This window comes from Bradyrhizobium sp., from assembly GCF_052389815.1.
Lineage (GTDB): Bacteria > Pseudomonadota > Alphaproteobacteria > Rhizobiales > Xanthobacteraceae > Bradyrhizobium.
Genome location: NZ_JBQTHN010000134.1, coordinates 1 through 16,235, shown reverse-complemented (window position 1 = coordinate 16,235; position 16,235 = coordinate 1). Strand labels below are relative to the sequence as shown.

General features: G+C 64.4%; 16 protein-coding genes and 1 pseudogene. 6 read left to right on the top strand and 11 right to left on the bottom strand.

The window, feature by feature from the left end:
- Positions 1 to 24: 24 nt before the first annotated feature.
- Together ctaD and coxB are read right to left on the bottom strand one after the other, a co-directional pair.
- Positions 25 to 1,644 (bottom strand): cytochrome c oxidase subunit I, encoded by a 1,620-nt coding sequence (ctaD, locus tag ACT4OC_RS21590; RefSeq protein ID WP_444841062.1) that lies wholly within the window; start codon positions 1,642 to 1,644, stop codon positions 25 to 27.
- Positions 1,645 to 1,732: 88 nt separating this feature from the next.
- Positions 1,733 to 2,566, bottom strand: coding sequence for a cytochrome c oxidase subunit II (gene coxB / locus ACT4OC_RS21585; protein ID WP_444841061.1), 834 nt, complete (start codon positions 2,564 to 2,566; stop codon positions 1,733 to 1,735).
- Positions 2,567 to 3,074: 508 nt separating this feature from the next.
- On the opposite strand from coxB, the gene ACT4OC_RS21580 reads away from it, so the two are divergent.
- Complete coding sequence (locus ACT4OC_RS21580; protein ID WP_444841060.1) at positions 3,075 to 3,638, top strand: invasion associated locus B family protein; 564 nt, start codon at positions 3,075 to 3,077, stop codon at positions 3,636 to 3,638.
- Positions 3,639 to 3,658: 20 nt separating this feature from the next.
- Here ACT4OC_RS21580 and ACT4OC_RS21575 read toward each other — a convergent pair whose 3' ends face one another.
- From ACT4OC_RS21575 to ACT4OC_RS21565, 3 genes and pseudogenes are all read right to left on the bottom strand, one after another.
- Positions 3,659 to 3,805 carry a DUF5615 family PIN-like protein gene (locus ACT4OC_RS21575; RefSeq protein WP_444841059.1) on the bottom strand — a complete coding sequence of 49 codons (147 nt, stop codon included), beginning with the start codon at positions 3,803 to 3,805 and terminating at the stop codon, positions 3,659 to 3,661.
- 61 nt (positions 3,806 to 3,866) lie between these two features.
- Positions 3,867 to 3,986, bottom strand: a pseudogene (locus ACT4OC_RS21570) (DUF5615 family PIN-like protein); the annotation flags it as partial.
- Positions 3,983 to 4,207: a DUF433 domain-containing protein gene (locus tag ACT4OC_RS21565; RefSeq protein WP_444841058.1), complete on the bottom strand. Its 225-nt coding sequence runs from the start codon at positions 4,205 to 4,207 to the stop codon at positions 3,983 to 3,985. The pseudogene ACT4OC_RS21570 and the gene ACT4OC_RS21565, both read right to left, overlap by 4 nt.
- Before the next feature lie 140 nt (positions 4,208 to 4,347).
- Between ACT4OC_RS21565 and tldD the strand changes: the two genes are divergently transcribed.
- From tldD to ACT4OC_RS21550, 3 genes are read left to right on the top strand one after another with little or no spacing between them, the layout of a single operon-like run.
- Positions 4,348 to 5,775 (top strand): metalloprotease TldD, encoded by a 1,428-nt coding sequence (gene tldD, locus ACT4OC_RS21560; protein ID WP_444841057.1) that lies wholly within the window; start codon positions 4,348 to 4,350, stop codon positions 5,773 to 5,775.
- Positions 5,772 to 6,539, top strand: a complete 768-nt coding sequence (lepB, locus tag ACT4OC_RS21555; protein ID WP_444841056.1) for a signal peptidase I — start codon at positions 5,772 to 5,774, stop codon at positions 6,537 to 6,539. Before tldD ends, lepB begins: the two co-directional genes overlap by 4 nt.
- Before the next feature lie 40 nt (positions 6,540 to 6,579).
- Complete coding sequence (locus tag ACT4OC_RS21550; RefSeq protein WP_444841055.1) at positions 6,580 to 7,152, top strand: nucleotidyltransferase family protein; 573 nt, start codon at positions 6,580 to 6,582, stop codon at positions 7,150 to 7,152.
- Positions 7,153 to 7,309: 157 nt separating this feature from the next.
- On the opposite strand, the gene ACT4OC_RS21545 is transcribed toward ACT4OC_RS21550, so the two are convergent.
- The 3 genes from ACT4OC_RS21545 to ACT4OC_RS21535 form a co-directional block, all read right to left on the bottom strand.
- Positions 7,310 to 7,864 (bottom strand): PAN domain-containing protein, encoded by a 555-nt coding sequence (locus tag ACT4OC_RS21545; protein WP_444841054.1) that lies wholly within the window; start codon positions 7,862 to 7,864, stop codon positions 7,310 to 7,312.
- A gap of 106 nt (positions 7,865 to 7,970) precedes the next feature.
- Positions 7,971 to 9,341, bottom strand: coding sequence for a glutamate--cysteine ligase (locus tag ACT4OC_RS21540; protein WP_444841053.1), 1,371 nt, complete (start codon positions 9,339 to 9,341; stop codon positions 7,971 to 7,973).
- A 96-nt stretch (positions 9,342 to 9,437) separates the two neighbouring features.
- Positions 9,438 to 9,929 (bottom strand): MarR family winged helix-turn-helix transcriptional regulator, encoded by a 492-nt coding sequence (locus ACT4OC_RS21535; protein ID WP_444841052.1) that lies wholly within the window; start codon positions 9,927 to 9,929, stop codon positions 9,438 to 9,440.
- A gap of 128 nt (positions 9,930 to 10,057) precedes the next feature.
- Between ACT4OC_RS21535 and gstA the strand changes: the two genes are divergently transcribed.
- Positions 10,058 to 10,669 carry a glutathione transferase GstA gene (gene gstA / locus ACT4OC_RS21530; protein ID WP_444841051.1) on the top strand — a complete coding sequence of 204 codons (612 nt, stop codon included), beginning with the start codon at positions 10,058 to 10,060 and terminating at the stop codon, positions 10,667 to 10,669.
- A 230-nt stretch (positions 10,670 to 10,899) separates the two neighbouring features.
- Complete coding sequence (locus ACT4OC_RS21525) at positions 10,900 to 11,505, top strand: hypothetical protein (RefSeq protein WP_444841050.1); 606 nt, start codon at positions 10,900 to 10,902, stop codon at positions 11,503 to 11,505.
- A gap of 51 nt (positions 11,506 to 11,556) precedes the next feature.
- On the opposite strand, the gene ACT4OC_RS21520 is transcribed toward ACT4OC_RS21525, so the two are convergent.
- The 3 genes from ACT4OC_RS21520 to ACT4OC_RS21510 all read right to left on the bottom strand — a co-directional run.
- The gene (locus tag ACT4OC_RS21520) at positions 11,557 to 13,785 is read right to left on the bottom strand and encodes a 3-hydroxyacyl-CoA dehydrogenase NAD-binding domain-containing protein (protein WP_444841049.1); all 2,229 of its coding nucleotides are present in this window, start codon (positions 13,783 to 13,785) and stop codon (positions 11,557 to 11,559) included.
- 146 nt (positions 13,786 to 13,931) lie between these two features.
- A complete protein-coding gene (locus ACT4OC_RS21515; RefSeq protein WP_444841048.1) occupies positions 13,932 to 15,140 on the bottom strand; it encodes an acetyl-CoA C-acetyltransferase in 1,209 nt (402 codons plus the stop codon).
- 61 nt (positions 15,141 to 15,201) lie between these two features.
- A partial coding sequence (locus ACT4OC_RS21510; RefSeq protein WP_444841047.1) for an acyl-CoA dehydrogenase C-terminal domain-containing protein occupies positions 15,202 to 16,235 on the bottom strand: 1,034 nt, incomplete at its 5' end.

The following is a 16,235-nucleotide window of genomic DNA, read 5'->3' as shown; positions in this document are numbered from 1 at the left end:
TGGGGCGCACTGCGAGACTTACCGTTACTGCACCTTCGGCAGCGTTTCGAACTGGTGGAAGGGCGGCGGGGACGACAATGTCCACTCCAGCGTGGTGGCGCCCACGCCCCAGGGATTGTCGCCCGCGACGCGCTTCTTCGTGAAGGCCTCGATCACGCAATAGAGGAAGACCAGCAGACCGACGCCGGAGATGTAGGAGCCGACCGACGACACGTAGTTCCAGCCCGCGAAAGCGTCCGGATAGTCGACATAGCGGCGCGGCATGCCGGACAGGCCGAGGAAGTGCTGCGGGAAGAAGACCAGATTGACGCCGATGAACGTCAGCCAGAAGTGCGCCTTGCCGAGCGTCTCGTTGTACATGTAGCCGAACATCTTCGGGAACCAGTAGTACCAGGCTGCGAAGATGCCGAAGGTGGCGCCGAGCGACATCGTGTAGTGGAAGTGCGCCACCACATAATAGGTTTCATGCAGCGCACGGTCGACGCCAGCGTTCGACAGCACGACGCCGGTGACGCCGCCGACCGTGAACAGGAAGATGAAGCCGATCGCCCAGACCATCGGCGTCCGGAACTCGATCGAGCCGCCCCACATCGTGGCGATCCAGGAGAAGATCTTCACGCCGGTCGGCACCGCAATCACCATGGTGGCGGCGACGAAATAAGCCTGCGTCGCCGAGTTCATGCCGACGGTGTACATGTGGTGCGCCCACACCACGAAGCCGATCGCGCCGATCGCGACCATGGCGTAGGCCATGCCGAGATAGCCGAACACGGGCTTGCGCGAGAAGGTGGAGACGATCTGGCTGACCACGCCGAAGCCGGGCAGGATCAGGATGTACACTTCCGGGTGACCGAAGAACCAGAACAGGTGCTGGAACAGCACCGGGTCGCCGCCGCCTTCGGGGGCGAAGAAGGTGGTGCCGAAATTGCGGTCGGTAAGCATCATCGTGATGGCGCCCGCCAGCACCGGCAGCGACAGCAGCAGCAGGAACACCGTCACCAGGATCGACCACACGAACAGCGGCATCTTGTGCAGGGTCATGCCCGGCGCGCGCATGTTGAAGATGGTGGTGATGAAGTTGATGGCGCCGAGGATCGACGACGCGCCGGCGAGATGCAGCGACAGGATCGCGAAGTCGACCGCCGGTCCGGGATGGCCCGAGGTGGACAGCGGCACATAGACGGTCCAGCCCGCGCCGACGCCATGCGAGCCGGGCTCGCCCTCCACGAAGGTCGAGAGCAGCAGCAGCGAGAAGGAGGCCGGCAGCAGCCAGAACGAGATGTTGTTCATGCGCGGGAACGCCATGTCGGGCGCACCGATCATCAGCGGCACCATCCAGTTGCCGAAACCGCCGATGAAGGCCGGCATGATCATGAAGAACACCATGATCAGGCCGTGCGCCGTCACGAACACGTTGAACATGCCCGTCTGGGAGAATATCTGCACACCCGGATACATCAGCTCGACACGCATCATGATCGAGAGGAAGCCGCCGATGAAGCCTGCAACGATCGCAAACACCAGGTACATCGTGCCGATGTCCTTGTGGTTGGTCGAGTAGAGCCAGCGCCGCCATCCCGTCGGATTGGCGTGCGCATGGTCGTCATGGGCGTGATCGTGATGTGTCGCTGCGGAAGTTGCCATCTTGTTAAATCCTGCCTTGCAGTCCCTTGAGAGACCCTGCCGGTCCCCTCGCCCTTGTCCCTAAACCGCGCCCCGGAAAGCGTTTCGCTTACTGCGCGGCCGCGCCCGCCGAGGCAAACGTGTTGCCCGGGTTGGTCGCATATTTCTTCTTTGCGGTCTCGACCCAGGCCGCGAATTCCTGGTCAGAGACCACGCGCACTGCGATCGGCATGAAGGCGTGGTCCTTGCCGCACAGCTCCGAGCACTGACCGTAGAACATGCCGGTCTTGGTGGCCTTGAACCAGGTCTCGTTGAGGCGGCCAGGGATGGAGTCAATCTTGATTCCGAAGGCCGGAACCGCGAAGGCGTGGATCACGTCCGCGCCGGTGGTCTGGATCCGGATCACCTTGTTGACCGGCACCACCATCTCGTTGTCGACGGCCAGAAGGCGCGGCTTCTTGTCCTGCGCCATCAGCGAATCGAATTCGAACTTGCCGTTATCCGGATACGAATAGCTCCAGTACCACTGCTTGCCGGTCGCCTTAACGGTGAGATCGGCCTTCGGCACATCGAGCTGCAGGAACAGGAGGCGGAACGACGGCACCGCGACCGCAACCAGGATCAACACCGGGATCAGCGTCCAGGCCACCTCGATCAGCGTGTTGTGGGTGGTCCGCGAGGGGACCGGGTTGCTCTTCGCATTGAACTTGACGATCACGATGACCAGCAGCGCCAGCACGAACAGCGTGATGACGGTAATCAGCACCAGCAGAAAATTGTGGAACCAGACGATGTTGTCCATCACCGGGGTCGCGGATTCCTGCAGCGTGTATTCCCACGGCTTCGGCTGACCGAGCTCCGCAACAGCAGGCCCGGTGGCCGCCAAAGTCATGCCCGCCACCGCCAAACCCAGCAACCGATGGCCAATCCTCGACAGGTTCATGTCGCCTGTGCTCCCTACAGATGTTCCCCAAAGCATGGCGCCGGACGGCGTCCTATGCGGCACGATCCGCCCCCTGACAAACGGCCGGGAAGTACCTTGGGATTACCTTAGAACCGCCGGGGCCAGATCGCTAGAACGCGTCCAAATCCAGCCTCTCCAAACCATAATTCTCCGGCGCTCGCAATGCAGTAGTGGAGGGCAACGGGCCCTGCGGCCCACGCCGTGGTGGATGCCGAATTTTTCCGACAAATCAGGCAAAAGGCGCTTTTTCGATGCAGACCGGCGCTTGACAGCCGGATTGCCCGATGTACCCACAAGAGGCGCGCCCCCGGGCCCAGCTGATTCGGCCGATTCAGCCATGCTTTGCGGCGGGGGATGGCGCAGATGGCGCCTTCAAGGCGCCGGGATTTCAGTACTCAGTCCAGCGTTGCGGCGGGCCTTGGGAGCGGAATACCGCCGGCGCCCACCAAGTGGCCGGCGCGCCGGCCCAATGAGAGGATCGACCCGGATGGGTTTTTTGAAGCGGCAAGCGACATCCCGAGCGGCAGCCCGTGACGCAGGCCGCGCCGAGCTGATTTTCCGCCTCGCGGGCGGCCTGCTCGCGGCCGCCCTGCTGTTCGCCCTCACCCAGGCCGCCCACGCCCAGGGAGCAGTGCGCTCGGTCCATGGCGACTGGCAGATCCGCTGCGACACCCCGCCGGGCGCGCAGGGCGAGCAGTGCGCCCTGATCCAGAGCGTGGTCGCCGAGGACCGCTCCAATGCGGGCCTGACCGTGATCGTGCTGAAGACCGCCGACCAGAAGAGCAAGCTGATGCGCGTGGTCGCGCCGCTCGGGGTGCTGCTGCCCTCGGGGCTCGGGCTGAAGCTCGACAACCAGGACGTCGGCCGAGCCGGCTTCGTGCGCTGCCTGCCCAATGGCTGCGTCGCCGAGGTGATGATGGACGACAAGCTGCTGGGGCAGCTGAAGGGCGCGAAGACGGCGACGTTCATCATCTTCGAGACGCCGGAAGAAGGCATCGGCTTTCCGCTCAGCCTGAACGGGCTGGCGGAGGGGTATGAGAAGTTGCCGTAGATTTACTGCGTCGATACGCTTCAATAGATCTCAAGACACGCGACGTCCTGATCGGTCCAGAAGGCAGCGCTGGCGTGTCGCCTTAGCAGGATCGAGACGGCTTCCGTCGATTGATTTCCGGCGCGCAACCAAATCACTTTCGGCGGACCTCCCAGGAGCGCAGCCATTTTCGGCGAAATCCGCGTCTTGGGACACGATCACAAAACCATTTGCCTTTGCGTAGTCCCAAATTGCCCTGTCGCCCATTTCCGATAGCCCGAGCGCACGAACGTGCATCGATTCCGGAAAAAGATCGGCGACAGTCTGGCAAAGCTTGAAGCTGAGGTTCTGGTCGAACAGGAGCTTCATTTCGAAAAGGTGACCAGCCGCCTCTCACGATCAGCCGCATAAGCGAGGCAGGCCCGAATGTCATTCTCGGTAAGTTCGGGGAAGTCGGCCAGAATCTGCGCGTGAGTCTGACCTGCAGCGAGCCAACCGAGCACATCCGCTACCGCGATCCGCATATGACGGATGCAGGGGCGGCCACCGCGCTTGCCCGCCTCAATCGTTATGATGTGCTGATAGTCCATGCCCCATCCTAGCAGCGGTATTCCCCCATTCGGAACAATTTCCGCGACCAATGTTTCGGCAATGTGTTGATTCCGCCCCCTCGCGGAAGGACTGCGAAAGAACTATCTTGGCCTCTATCCTCCCTGCAACGGACCCCCTAATGACCAATCCCGCCTCAACCTCCCTGCTCGACCGCGCCCAGCTCGACCGCGATGCCGTCCGCCGCGAGGTCGCGCGGGGGCTTTCGGGGGCCGACGATGGCGAGCTGTTCCTGGAATATGGGCAGACCGAAGCGCTGATGTTCGACAATGGGCGGCTGAAGCAGGCGACGTATGACACCTCGCAGGGGTTTGGCCTGCGCGCGGTGAAGGACGACGCGGTGGGCTATGCGCATTCCTCCGACGTGTCGCTGCCGGCGCTGATCCGGGCGGCGGATGCGGTGGCGGCCGTGCGCGGCGGCTACACCGGCACGTTGGCGGCGGCGCCGGCGCATACCAACGTGAAGCTTTATGGCGACGACAATCCGCTGGATGCGCCGGGGTTCGAGGCCAAGGTAAAACTGCTGGCGGAAATCGACGCCTATGTCCGCGACAAGGATCCGCGGGTGCGGCAGGTGACCGTCAGTCTCGGCGCGACCTGGCAGGTGGTGGAAATCCTGCGGCCCGATGGCGAGACCTATCGCGATATCCGGCCGCTGGTGCGTGTCAATATTTCCGTGGTCGCCGGACAGGGCGACCGCCAGGAGAGCGGCTCGAAGGGTTATGGCGGGCGCGAGGGTTATGCGCGCTTCATCGAAACCGGGAATTGGCGCGAAGCGGCCGACGGCGCGCTGCGCGAGGCGCTGGTCAATCTCGAATCCGTGCCGGCGCCGGCCGGCGAGATGGACGTCGTGCTCGGCGCGGGCTGGCCGGGCGTGATGCTGCATGAGGCCGTCGGCCACGGGCTCGAGGGCGATTTCAACCGCAAGAAGACCTCCGCCTTTGCAGGCCTGATGGGCCAGCAGGTCGCGGCCAAGGGCGTCACTGTGGTGGACGACGGCACCATGTCTTCGCGGCGCGGCTCGCTCTCCATCGACGACGAGGGCACGCCGACCAACCGCACCGTGCTGATCGAGGATGGCCGCCTCATCGGCTACATGCAGGACCGCCAGAACGCGCGGTTGATGAACATGAAGCCGACCGGCAACGGCCGCCGCCAGGGCTATGCCCACGTGCCGATGCCGCGCATGACCAACACCTACATGCTCGCCGGCGACCGCGATCCCGCCGAGATCATTGCCTCCGTGAAGAACGGCATGTTCGCCGCCAATTTCGGCGGCGGCCAGGTCGACATCACCTCGGGCAAATATGTGTTCCAGTGCACCGAGGCCTATCGGATCGAGAACGGCAAGATCGGCGCGCCGCTGAAGGGCGCGATGCTGATCGGCAACGGCCCGACGGACCTCAACCGCATCACCATGATCGGCAACGACCTTGCGCTCGATACCGGCATCGGCACCTGCGGCAAGAACGGCCAGGGCGTGCCTGTCGGCGTCGGCCAGCCGACGCTGCGCATGGAGCGCATCACCGTGGGAGGTACCGGCGGATGAGCAATAGCGAGGCACCGGCGCAGAAATCCTTCACGTGGCGCGGGCAGGTCGCGCAGCTCGCGGCGATCGTGGCTTGCGTGTTCATCGCCAAGGGCGCGATTGCCGAACCCTTTTACGTGCCGTCGGGCTCGATGGAGCCGACGCTCCTGATCGGCGACGCGCTGGTCGCCTCGAAATTCCCCTATGGCTATGGCGCGGCCTCGCTGCCGATCCAGATCACCCTGCCGGAAACCGGACGCCTGTTCGGCGATACGCCCAAGCGCGGCGACGTCGTCGTGTTCCGCTGGCCGGGCGACCGTTCGCAGGCCTGGGTCAAGCGCGTTGTCGGCCTGCCCGGCGACCGCGTGCAGATGCGCCAGGGCCAGCTCTTCATCAACGACCGCGCGGCGCAGCTGCGCCCCGACGGCACGGGCGAAGCCGAGGACGACCGCGGCAACACCGAGAAGGCCAACCGTTACATCGAGACGCTGCCCAACGGCGTCGAGCATGCGATCTACAAGATCCGCGACAACGGCCGCCTCGACAACACGCCCGAGGTGACCGTGCCGCCGGGAATGCTGTTCGTGCTCGGCGACAACAGGGACAATTCCGCCGACAGCCGTGTCGCCGTGCGTGACGGCGGCGTGGGGCTGCTGCCGATCGACAACCTGATCGGCCGCGCCGACGCCGTGGTCGGCTCCTGGGACATGGGCATGCGCAGCCAGCCGGTGTGGACGTGGCTGGCGGGATTGCGGATGGAGCGGTTTTTTACCAGCGTGCGCTGATGTTGCCCCTCATGGTGAGAGGGTAGGGTGGGCAAAGCGCATGACCTCCGACGAATTCATCGCTGCCGCGCTGCGCAACCCCGCCAACAAGGTCATTGTCGACGAATTGTTTCATCTGGCGCTGCCCGATTCTTGGCTGGTTTCCGGCTGCCTCGTGCAGACGGTGTGGAACATAGTGACTGGCCGCGCGGTCGATTACGGCATTGCCGATTACGACGTGTTCTATTTCGACCGCGATACGTCCTGGGAAGCCGAGGATGACGTGATCCGCCGGCTCGACAGCGCGTTCCGAAGACTTCGCGTGAAAGTCGAGGTGCGCAACCAGGCGCGCGTGCATCTTTGGTATCCGGAGAAACACGGCCTGCCCTACCCGCCGCTTTCCTGCTCCACCGACGGCATCGACCGGTTCCTGACGAAGAACACGCGCATCGGGCTGCGCCGCACGCGCGACGGATACGAGGTGTATGCGCCGGACGGATTCGAGGACGCCGCGGGGCTGATCGTGCGGCCGAACCCGGGGCCGAATTTTTCCGCGGAGAATTATGCGCAGAAGGCGGCGCGGTGGAAGGCGCTGTGGCCGGAGGTGACGGTGTTGGCGGCGGATGGCAGATGATCCGCTTGCTCCGTCATTGCGAGCCACCCGGTCGGCGCGAAGCGCCGCCGGATGCCAGGCTCCGCGAAGCAATCCATGTCGCAACTCGGGGATAGATGGATTGCTTCGTAGCTACCGCTCCTCGCAATGACGGTCTCGCCTTCTTGCTTCGCCGCGACTACCGCACCACGCCGGACGTGAACCCCGCCTTGCGTCGCGGCGGCTTGATATCCTTCTTCAGGAAGCATTGCGCGTCCTTGCCGGCATAGCCGGGGCGGGCATAGGTCCAGGCGCGGCATTTGCCGTCGGCGGTGCAGGCGGCCTTGCAGGCGTCGGCGCCGTCACGGGCGTTGAGCTCGAAATGCTTGTAGTCGCCGCCGAAGCGGTCGATCGAGGTTTCCACCGCATCGTTGCGCGGCTCGACCACGCCGGCACCGCGCACGCCGGAAACGCAGCAATTGTCCTGCTGGCGCGGCGGCACGCTGCTCTTCAGCCAGCATACCGCGCCGCCGCTGGCGGCGCTCGGATAGGCGAAGGTCCAGGCGCGGCAGCGGCGGTCGCGCTCGCAGACCAGCGCGCATTCGGCGGGATCGCCCGAGATCACCGGCGCGCTGAGATAATCGCCGCCGGGCCGGTCGAAATTGGCTTGCGCGGCCGCCGGACGCACTGGAAGGACGGCCGCCCAGAAGGCGAGCACAACCAACCACGCCCCGAACAGGCGGCCCATTCGCATCACGTCACTGCTTTCGAATTCTCGTCCGCCCGCGAGCGCTTCGCGGGTTCCGGCATTTGAACCAAGGCAACCTGTACGGCCGATGAACGCCGTTCAACGCCCTGATCTAGAAAGCATATTCCCCGTAGGCCGGTTCCACCGAGCCGCTCCAGGCGCCGCTGTATTTCTCCAGCATTTCTTCTGCCGGCGCACGGCCGCCATCGATGGTGCGGTCGAGTGGCTCAAGGTGCCGGCTCTCGTCGCGCCCGAGATGGTCGATATGGCCGCGCCGCCGCAGGCCCTCATGCGCGATCTTCACGCATTCCCTGGCGATCTCGAACAGATAGCGGTCGCGAATCCGCGCCTTGAAGCCCAAACGCGGCACCTCGTCGCGCAGCGCCTGCCGCTCATGCGCGGTCCAGCCCTTGGCGATGTCCCAGGCGGCATCGAGGCTAACGTCGTCATAGAGCAGGCCGACCCAGAACGCCGGCAGCGCCGGCAGCCGGTCCCACGGCACGCCGTCGGCGCCGCGCATTTCCAGGTACCGCTTCAGCCGCACCTCCGGGAAGATGGTGGAAAGATGATTGGCCCAGTCCGACAATGTCGGCCGCTCGCCGGGCAGGCGGTTGTTCCTTCCGTCGAAGAAGGCGCGGAACGAGGAGCCGGAGACGTCGATATACTCGTCGCCGCGCTTGACGAAATACATAGGCACGTCGAGCGCGTAATCGACCCAGCGCTCGAACCCCATGCCGTCCTCGAACGCCCACGGCAGCATGCCGGCGCGGGCATTGTCGGTGTCGCGCCAGATCTCGGAGCGGAAGGAGAGGAAGCCGTTCGGCTTGCCCTCGGTGAAGGGCGAATTGGCGAACAGCGCGGTCGCCACCGGCTGCAGCGCCAGCGAGACGCGGAGCTTCTTGACCATGTCGGCTTCGGAGCAGAAGTCGAGGTTGGTCTGCACGGTGCAGGTCCGGTACATCATGTCGATGCCGTAACGGCCGACCTTCGGCATGTAGTTGGTCATGATCTTGTAGCGGCCCTTGGGCATCACGGGGATCTGCGCCCGCGACCAGGACGGCGTCATGCCGAGGCCAAGGAAGCCGATGCCGAGGGGCGTAGCGACCTCGCGCACCTGCGCAAGGTGCGCCATCAGTTCTCCTTGCGTCTGGTGCACGGTTTCCAGCGGCGCGCCCGACAATTCGAACTGGCCGCCGGGCTCCAGCGAGATCGCGCCGCCCCCGGTGACGTCGTAAAGCCCGATGATGTTGCCGCGCTCCATGATCGGCTCCCAGCCGAGCAGCAGCTTCATGCCTTCGAGCAGCGCGCCGATGCCCCTGGCGCCTTCGTACGGCACGGGATGGTGGCCCTCGAGGGTGAACGGGGTCTTCTCATGCTCGGTACCGATGCGGAATTCCGACTTCGGCTTCACGCCCGCGGCGAGCCAGGCGACGAGCTCGTCGCGCGACGTCAGCGGCGTCATATCGATCTGGTCACGCGCCATGGAAATTCCGGATCAAGGGCGCTGCGACGATACGCGCGCGGGTGGCAGGGCATCCGCAGGCCCGTCGGGCCGCGGATGGTACGGAGTGCGGCGATGTCATCGGGAGGGTGCGCCCTCTCTGGCGGCGGAGGCCGCTTTCACATCGCCGCAGGAGCAGCCCAGCCGGTCGAGCAGGCCACAGAGCTTCAACGCGTCGGCATCGGAAAGTTTCGAGCCGACATGCTTTTCGATCGCGGCCGAATAGGCGCCCCACATCTTCTTCTGCAATTCGCGCCCGGCCTCGGTGATTTCCACGAACTGGCCGCGCTTGTCCATCTTGCATTCGCGGCGCACGGCAAGCCCCTCGTCGACCAGGCGGTCGATCAGGCGCGAAGTCGAGTATTGCGGGATCAGCATCTGCTTCTCGAGCTCCACCGGGCGCATCTCGCCCGACGGGGCGCGCGACAATTCCAGCAGCGCGTCATACCAGGCGAGCGGCGGGAAGCCGGCTTTCTTCAGATCCTGCTCGACGGCGTCCAGCACCCGGCTCTGCACCCGCATCAGGCGGATCCAGGCGGCCGTCGCCTCGGTCGATAGCTTGCGTTTCATCACTGACCCATCCGGTTCACAAGCGAGTGTACTTACTTAATGCAGCTGCATCAATCTTGACTATTCCATGCAGATGCATTTAGTCGTTCCGGCCGCCAATCCAACAATCGAGGGTCAAGGAAAATCCCATGAAACTGTATTATTCGCCCGGCGCCTGCTCGCTCTCGCCCCATATCGCGCTGCTGGAGGCCGGACTCCCCTACGACCTGGTCAAGGTCGACCTGCGCGCGAAGAAGCTGGAGAACGGTGACGACTTTTTGAAGGTCAACCCGAAGGGCCAGGTGCCGGCGCTGCAGCTCGACAGCGGCGAGCTTGTCACCGAGGGGCCGGTCATCGTGCAGATGATCGCAGACAAGGCCGGCAAGGACCTGGCGCCCGCCCGCGACAGCGCCGAGCGCTACAAGCTGCTCGAATGGCTGAACTTCATCACCACCGAGCTGCACAAGAATTTCGGCCCGCTGTTCTCGCCGGTGCTGGCCGACGACGCCAAGGCCTTTTTCAAGGACCGGGTGATGGGCAAGTTCAAATACATCGACAGCCAGCTGGCGGGGCGCGACTACATCATGGGCCAGCAGTTCACGGTCGCCGACGGCTATCTCTTCACCATGCTGAGCTGGGCCGACCGCATGAAGTTCGACCTCTCGGCGATGCCGAACCTGCTCGCCTACAAGGCCCGCGTCGCCGCGCGGCCGAAGGTGCAGGAGGCGCTGAGCAAGGAAGGGCTGCTGAAGGCGGCGTGAGCCTTCGCGTAGATGCGCAATGCAAAGGGGCCGGATCGTTGATCCGGCCCTTTTTGTTGCCGGATAGAGACCCCTTTACGCAGGTGTTAACCAAGAAGCGGCTTCGCCGGGCGGCGCAGGCAGACTTAATGCGCGATTAATGTATTCACGACAGTTTTGACGGACCAGCGCACGATCATCATCACGCAGCAAGAACTGCGGGCGTAATTCAACCTCCAAGGAGGGGTTGCATGAGAACGCTCATTGTCGGTGCGTTGGCCACAACCCTGGTGGGCTGTAGTTGCTTTGTAACGCCGCAGTCAGGCCTTGAAGCCTGCACAGGCGCTGACGGGTTCGCGTGCCTGGACAGGAATTCCGGCGCCCGTCAGCGGACTGCCCCGGAACCGTCTCCATCCGACGCGAGCACCGCAACACCAAAGGAAAAGGCCGCGCGCAGGGCGACGACAATGAAGCAATTGTCCGCCCACTCCAGCGGCAAAACCCGTCACGCCGGCAAAGCAGCAAAGTCCACCCCTGACGCCGCGAAGGTCGAGCCGGCGGCAGCCATACAGCCCCCTGAGATCGATCCGGTCGTGGACAGGGCAAAGATCGCGGTGCTTGTCAAATTGGAAGACCCGAAGTCTGCCACTTTCGGCGAGATAAAACGATCGATGCGAAAGAATTTGCTGGGACAATCTCTCGATACCATTTGCGGGCACGTGAAAAGCAAGAAGGCGTCGGGCGAAGACATCGGCGATAGACCGTTTGTCTACCTCGTGAAGGACGATGTAGCGTTTATCGCCGATGATTCGGCGACTTCAGCGGCGTCGACCGCGTATCGCAATACTTGCAACTAGCAGAACGGCGACCGAAGGCCGCCGTTCTTCCTCGAGAAAGAGGATAAGAAACTACTCCGCGGCCTGCGCGGCTACCTGCTTCTTCGGCGGGAAGCGGCCGTAGAAGGTTTCGCCCTTGGCGGCCATCTCGACCAGCAGCTTCGGCGGCGTGAAGCGCGAGCCGTATTTGGCTTCGAACTTGTGGCAAAGCTCGACGAACTTCTTGGTGCCCATGAAATCGATATAGGACAGCGTGCCGCCGGTGAACGGGGCAAAGCCGAAGCCGAGGATGGAGCCGACGTCCGCCTCGCGCATGTCGGTGACGACGTTGTCCTCGACCGTGCGGGCGGCTTCCACCGCCTGCACCACCAGGAAGCGCTGCTTCAATTCCTCGACGCTGAGCGTATCGGGATCGAGCTTCTTCGGCTGTAGCTCGGCGAGGCCCGGCCACAGGCTCTTCTGGCCCTTGCCCTTCTCGGGATAGTCGTAGAAGCCCTTGCCGTTCTTGCGGCCGAGGCGGTTCTGCTTCTCGACCAGCTCGATCATCAGCTTCTTCTGGTCGGGGTTGACGGCGTTGGGGCCGAGGTCGGCTTCCGTCGCCTTCATCACCTTGAGGCCGAGGTCGAGCGCCACTTCGTCCGACAGCGAGAGCGGGCCGACCGGCATGCCGGCCATCCTGGCGCAGTTCTCGATCATCGCCGGCGGCACGCCTTCGAGGAACATCTCGTTGCCTTCGGCGATGTAGCGGCCGACGCAGCGGTTGGCGTAGAAGCCGCGGGAGTCGTTCACCACGATCGGCGTCTTGCCGATCGCGCGCACGTAATCCAGCGCGGCGGCGAGCGCCGCATCGCCGGTGTTCTTGCCGAGGATGATCTCGACCAGCATCATCTTGTCGACCGGCGAGAAGAAATGGATGCCGATGAAGCGGCCCTGATCCGCAAAGGATTCGGCCAGCGAGGTGATCGGCAGCGTCGAGGTGTTGGAGGCGAATATCACGCCGGGCTTGAGATATTGCTGCGCTTTCGTGAACGTATCCGCCTTGACCTTGCGGTCCTCGAACACGGCCTCGATGACGAGGTCGCAATCGCCGAGCGCGGCGTAGTCCGCGGTCGCCGTGATGCGGGACATGATCTTGTCGCCTTCTTCCGGCTTGGCGCGGCCCTTGGCGATCAGACCGTCGATCACGCTTCTGGCGTGGGCCTTGCCCTTGTCGGCGCTCTCCTGGTCGCGGTCGACCAGGACGACGTCGAGCCCGGCGCGCGCCGAGACGTAGCCGACGCCGGCGCCCATGAAGCCGGCGCCGATCACGGCGAGCTTCTTGATCTTGGTCGGCGGCACGCCCGCCGGGCGGCGCGCGCCCTTGTTCAGTTCCTGCATCGACAGGAACAGCGAGCGGATCATAGCCGCTGCTTCGTTGGAACGCAGGATCTGCGTGAAGTAGCGCGACTCCACCCGCAGCGCCGCGTCGATTGGCAGCTGCAGGCCTTCATAGACGCAGCTCATGATGGCGCGCGCGGCCGGGTAGTTGTCGTAGGTCTCGCGGCGATAGATGGCGTTGCCCGCCGGGAACATCTGCATGCCCATCTTGGAGAAGACGGGGCCGCCGGGAAGCTTGAAGCCCTTCTCGTCCCAGGGCGCGACCGCCTTGCCACCGCCCTTGATCCAGTCCTTGGCGGCCTTGATCATGTCGGCGGCCGGCACGACGGCATGGATCAGATTGAGCTGCTTGGCCTTGGCGAGATTCACCGCCTCGCCCTTCAGGAGCATCTGCATCGCATCCTGCGGCGGCACGATGCGCGGCACGCGCTGGGTGCCGCCGGCGCCGGGGAAAAGGCCGACCTTGATCTCGGGCAGCCCGAGCCGCGTCTTGGGATTTTCGGCGGCGACACGATAGTGACAGGACAGCGTGATCTCGAAACCGCCGCCGAGCGCAAGGCCATTGATCGCGGCAGCCCACGGCTTGCCGCAAGTCTCGATGTTGCGGAACACCTGCGAGAAACGGCGGCTCTGCTCGAACAACACCTGGTTGGCGGCGACTTCGCCCTTCTCCTTCAGAAGCTGGGCGTAAGTGCGGCTCATGCCCTCGAGCATGGTGAGGTCGGCGCCGGCGCAGAACGCTTCCTTGGCCGAGGTGATGACGACGCCCTTGATGGCGGCGTCTTCGGTGGTCTGCTTGACGATCGCCTCGATCTCGTCGATCGAGGTCTCGTCCAGCACGTTCATGGAACGGCCGGGAATGTCCCAGGTGACGAGCGCGATGCCGTCGGCGTCGGTTTCGAACTTGAAATTCTTGTAAGCCATGTGGTGCTCCCTCGGTGCCGGCGGCCGATCAGGCGCGGCGATGAATTCTCGGATCGTAGGGTGGGCAAAGCGAAGCGTGCCCACCTTCCGCGTCGTGCTCGTGAAGGTGGGCACGGCGCCAACGCGCCTTTGCCCACCCTACGTTCTCAAACCCTCTCGATAATCGTCGCGGTGCCCATGCCGCCGCCGATGCACAGCGTCACCAGCGCGGTGGACTTGTTGGTGCGCTCGAGCTCGTCGAGCACGGTGCCGAGGATCATCGCACCGGTGGCGCCAAGCGGATGGCCGAGCGCGATCGCGCCGCCATTGACGTTGATCTTGGCGTTGTCGATGTCGAAGGCCTGGATGTAGCGCAGCACGACGGAAGCAAACGCCTCGTTGAGCTCGAACAGGTCGATGTCCGACTTCTTCATGCCGGAACGCTCGAACAGCTTCTCGGTGACGTCGACCGGGCCGGTCAACATCATCGCGGGCTCGGAGCCGATATTGGCGAAGGCGCGGATCTTCGCACGGGCCTTGAGGCCGTGTTTTGCGCCGGCTTCCTTGCTGCCGAGCAGCACGGCGCCCGCACCGTCGACGATGCCGGACGAATTGCCGGCGTGATGCACGTAATTGACCTTCTCGACCTCGGGATGCGACTGGATCGCGACCGAATCGAAGCCGGCCATAGCGGCCATCGCCGCAAAGGACGGCTGCAGCTGCGCCAGCGACTGCATGGTCGTGGTCGGGCGCATGTGTTCATCCTTGGCGAGGATGGTCAGGCCATTCTGGTCCTTCACCGGCACCACGGACTTGTTGAAGCGGCCTTCGTCCCAGGCCTTCGCGGCCCGCTGCTGGCTCTGCACGGCATAGGCATCGACGTCGTCGCGCGAGAAGCCGTATTTGGTGGCGATCAGGTCGGCCGAGATGCCCTGCGGCATGAAGTAGGCCGGAACCGCCATCGAGGGATCCATCGGCCAGGCGCCGCCGGACGCGCCGATGCCGACGCGGCTCATCGACTCGGCGCCGCCGCCGATCACGAGCTCATGCTGGCCGCTCATGATCTGCGCGGCCGCGAAATTCACGGCGTCGAGGCCGGAGGCGCAGAAGCGGCTGATCTGCACGCCGGGCACGGCTTCGCCGAGGCCCGACTTCAGCGCGGCGAAGCGCGCGATGTCGGAACCCGCCTCGCCGACAGGATCGACCACGCCGAGAATGACGTCGTCGACGACGTCCTCACCAAGGTTGTTGCGCTCCTTCAGCGCCTTGAGCGGCACGGTGGCGAGCGAAAGCGCGGTGACCTCGTGCAGCGAGCCGTCGGCCTTGCCGCGGCCGCGCGGGGTGCGGACGTGATCGTAGATGAATGCCTCAGGCATGACGCCCTCCTTGTATGATGATCGTAATGTATAGCTGGATCCGGCGGAGAAGCGAAGCGCTTCAGAACGCTTCCGCCGCCAGTTCCATGGTGGTGTCGCTTCCGGTCTGCAGGCGCGCGAGGTGCGCGGAAGTCTCCGGCAGCACGCGCTCCATGAAGAACTTGCCGGTGACGAGCTTGGTCTTCAGGTATGGGGTCTCGCCGGAGGCTGCAATCTTGTCCTGAGCCACCTTGGCCATCCGCGCCCACATGTAGGCGAAGGTGACGAGGCCGAACAGCTCCATGTAGTCGGTGGCGGCGGCGCCCGCATTGTCGGGCTTGGCCAGCGCGTTCTGCATCAGCCACCCGGTGGCCTGCTGCAGATGGCCGAGCGCGGTGGAGAGCGGACCGACATAGGGCTTCATCGCCTCGTTGCCGGAATTCTCCTTCACGAAGGCGGTCACTTCCGCAAAGAACGCCATGATGGCGCGGCCGCCGTCGCGCGGCAGCTTGCGGCCGACGAGGTCGAGCGCCTGCACGCCGTTGGCGCCCTCATAGATCATGGAAATGCGCGCATCGCGCACGAACTGCTCCATGCCCTGCTCGGCGATGTAGCCGTGGCCGCCATACATCTGCTGCGCCATCACGGTGTTGGCAAATCCGGTGCCGGTCATCACGCCTTTCATGACGGGCGTCATCAGCCCCATGTGATCGTCGGCCTCCTGGCGATCCTTCGGGTCCGAGGAACGATGAGCGACGTCGCTCTTCAGCGCGGTCCATACCACCATGGCGCGCGCGGCCTCGTTGAAGGCGCGAATGGTGAGCAGCGTGCGGCGGACGTCGGGATGCACGATGATGGGGTCGGCCGGCTTGTCCGGCGCCTTGACGCCGGAGATCGAGCGGCCCTGCAGGCGCTCGCGCGCGTAAACCACGGCGTTCTGATAGGCGACCTCGGACTGCGCAAGGCCCTGCACGGCGACGCCGAGGCGGGCCTCGTTCATCATCACGAACATGCCCTGCATGCCCTTGTTCTCTTCGCCGATCAGCCAGCCGGTGGCGTTGTCGTAGTTCATCACGCAGGTGGAATTGCCGTGGATGCCCATCTTGTGCTCGATCG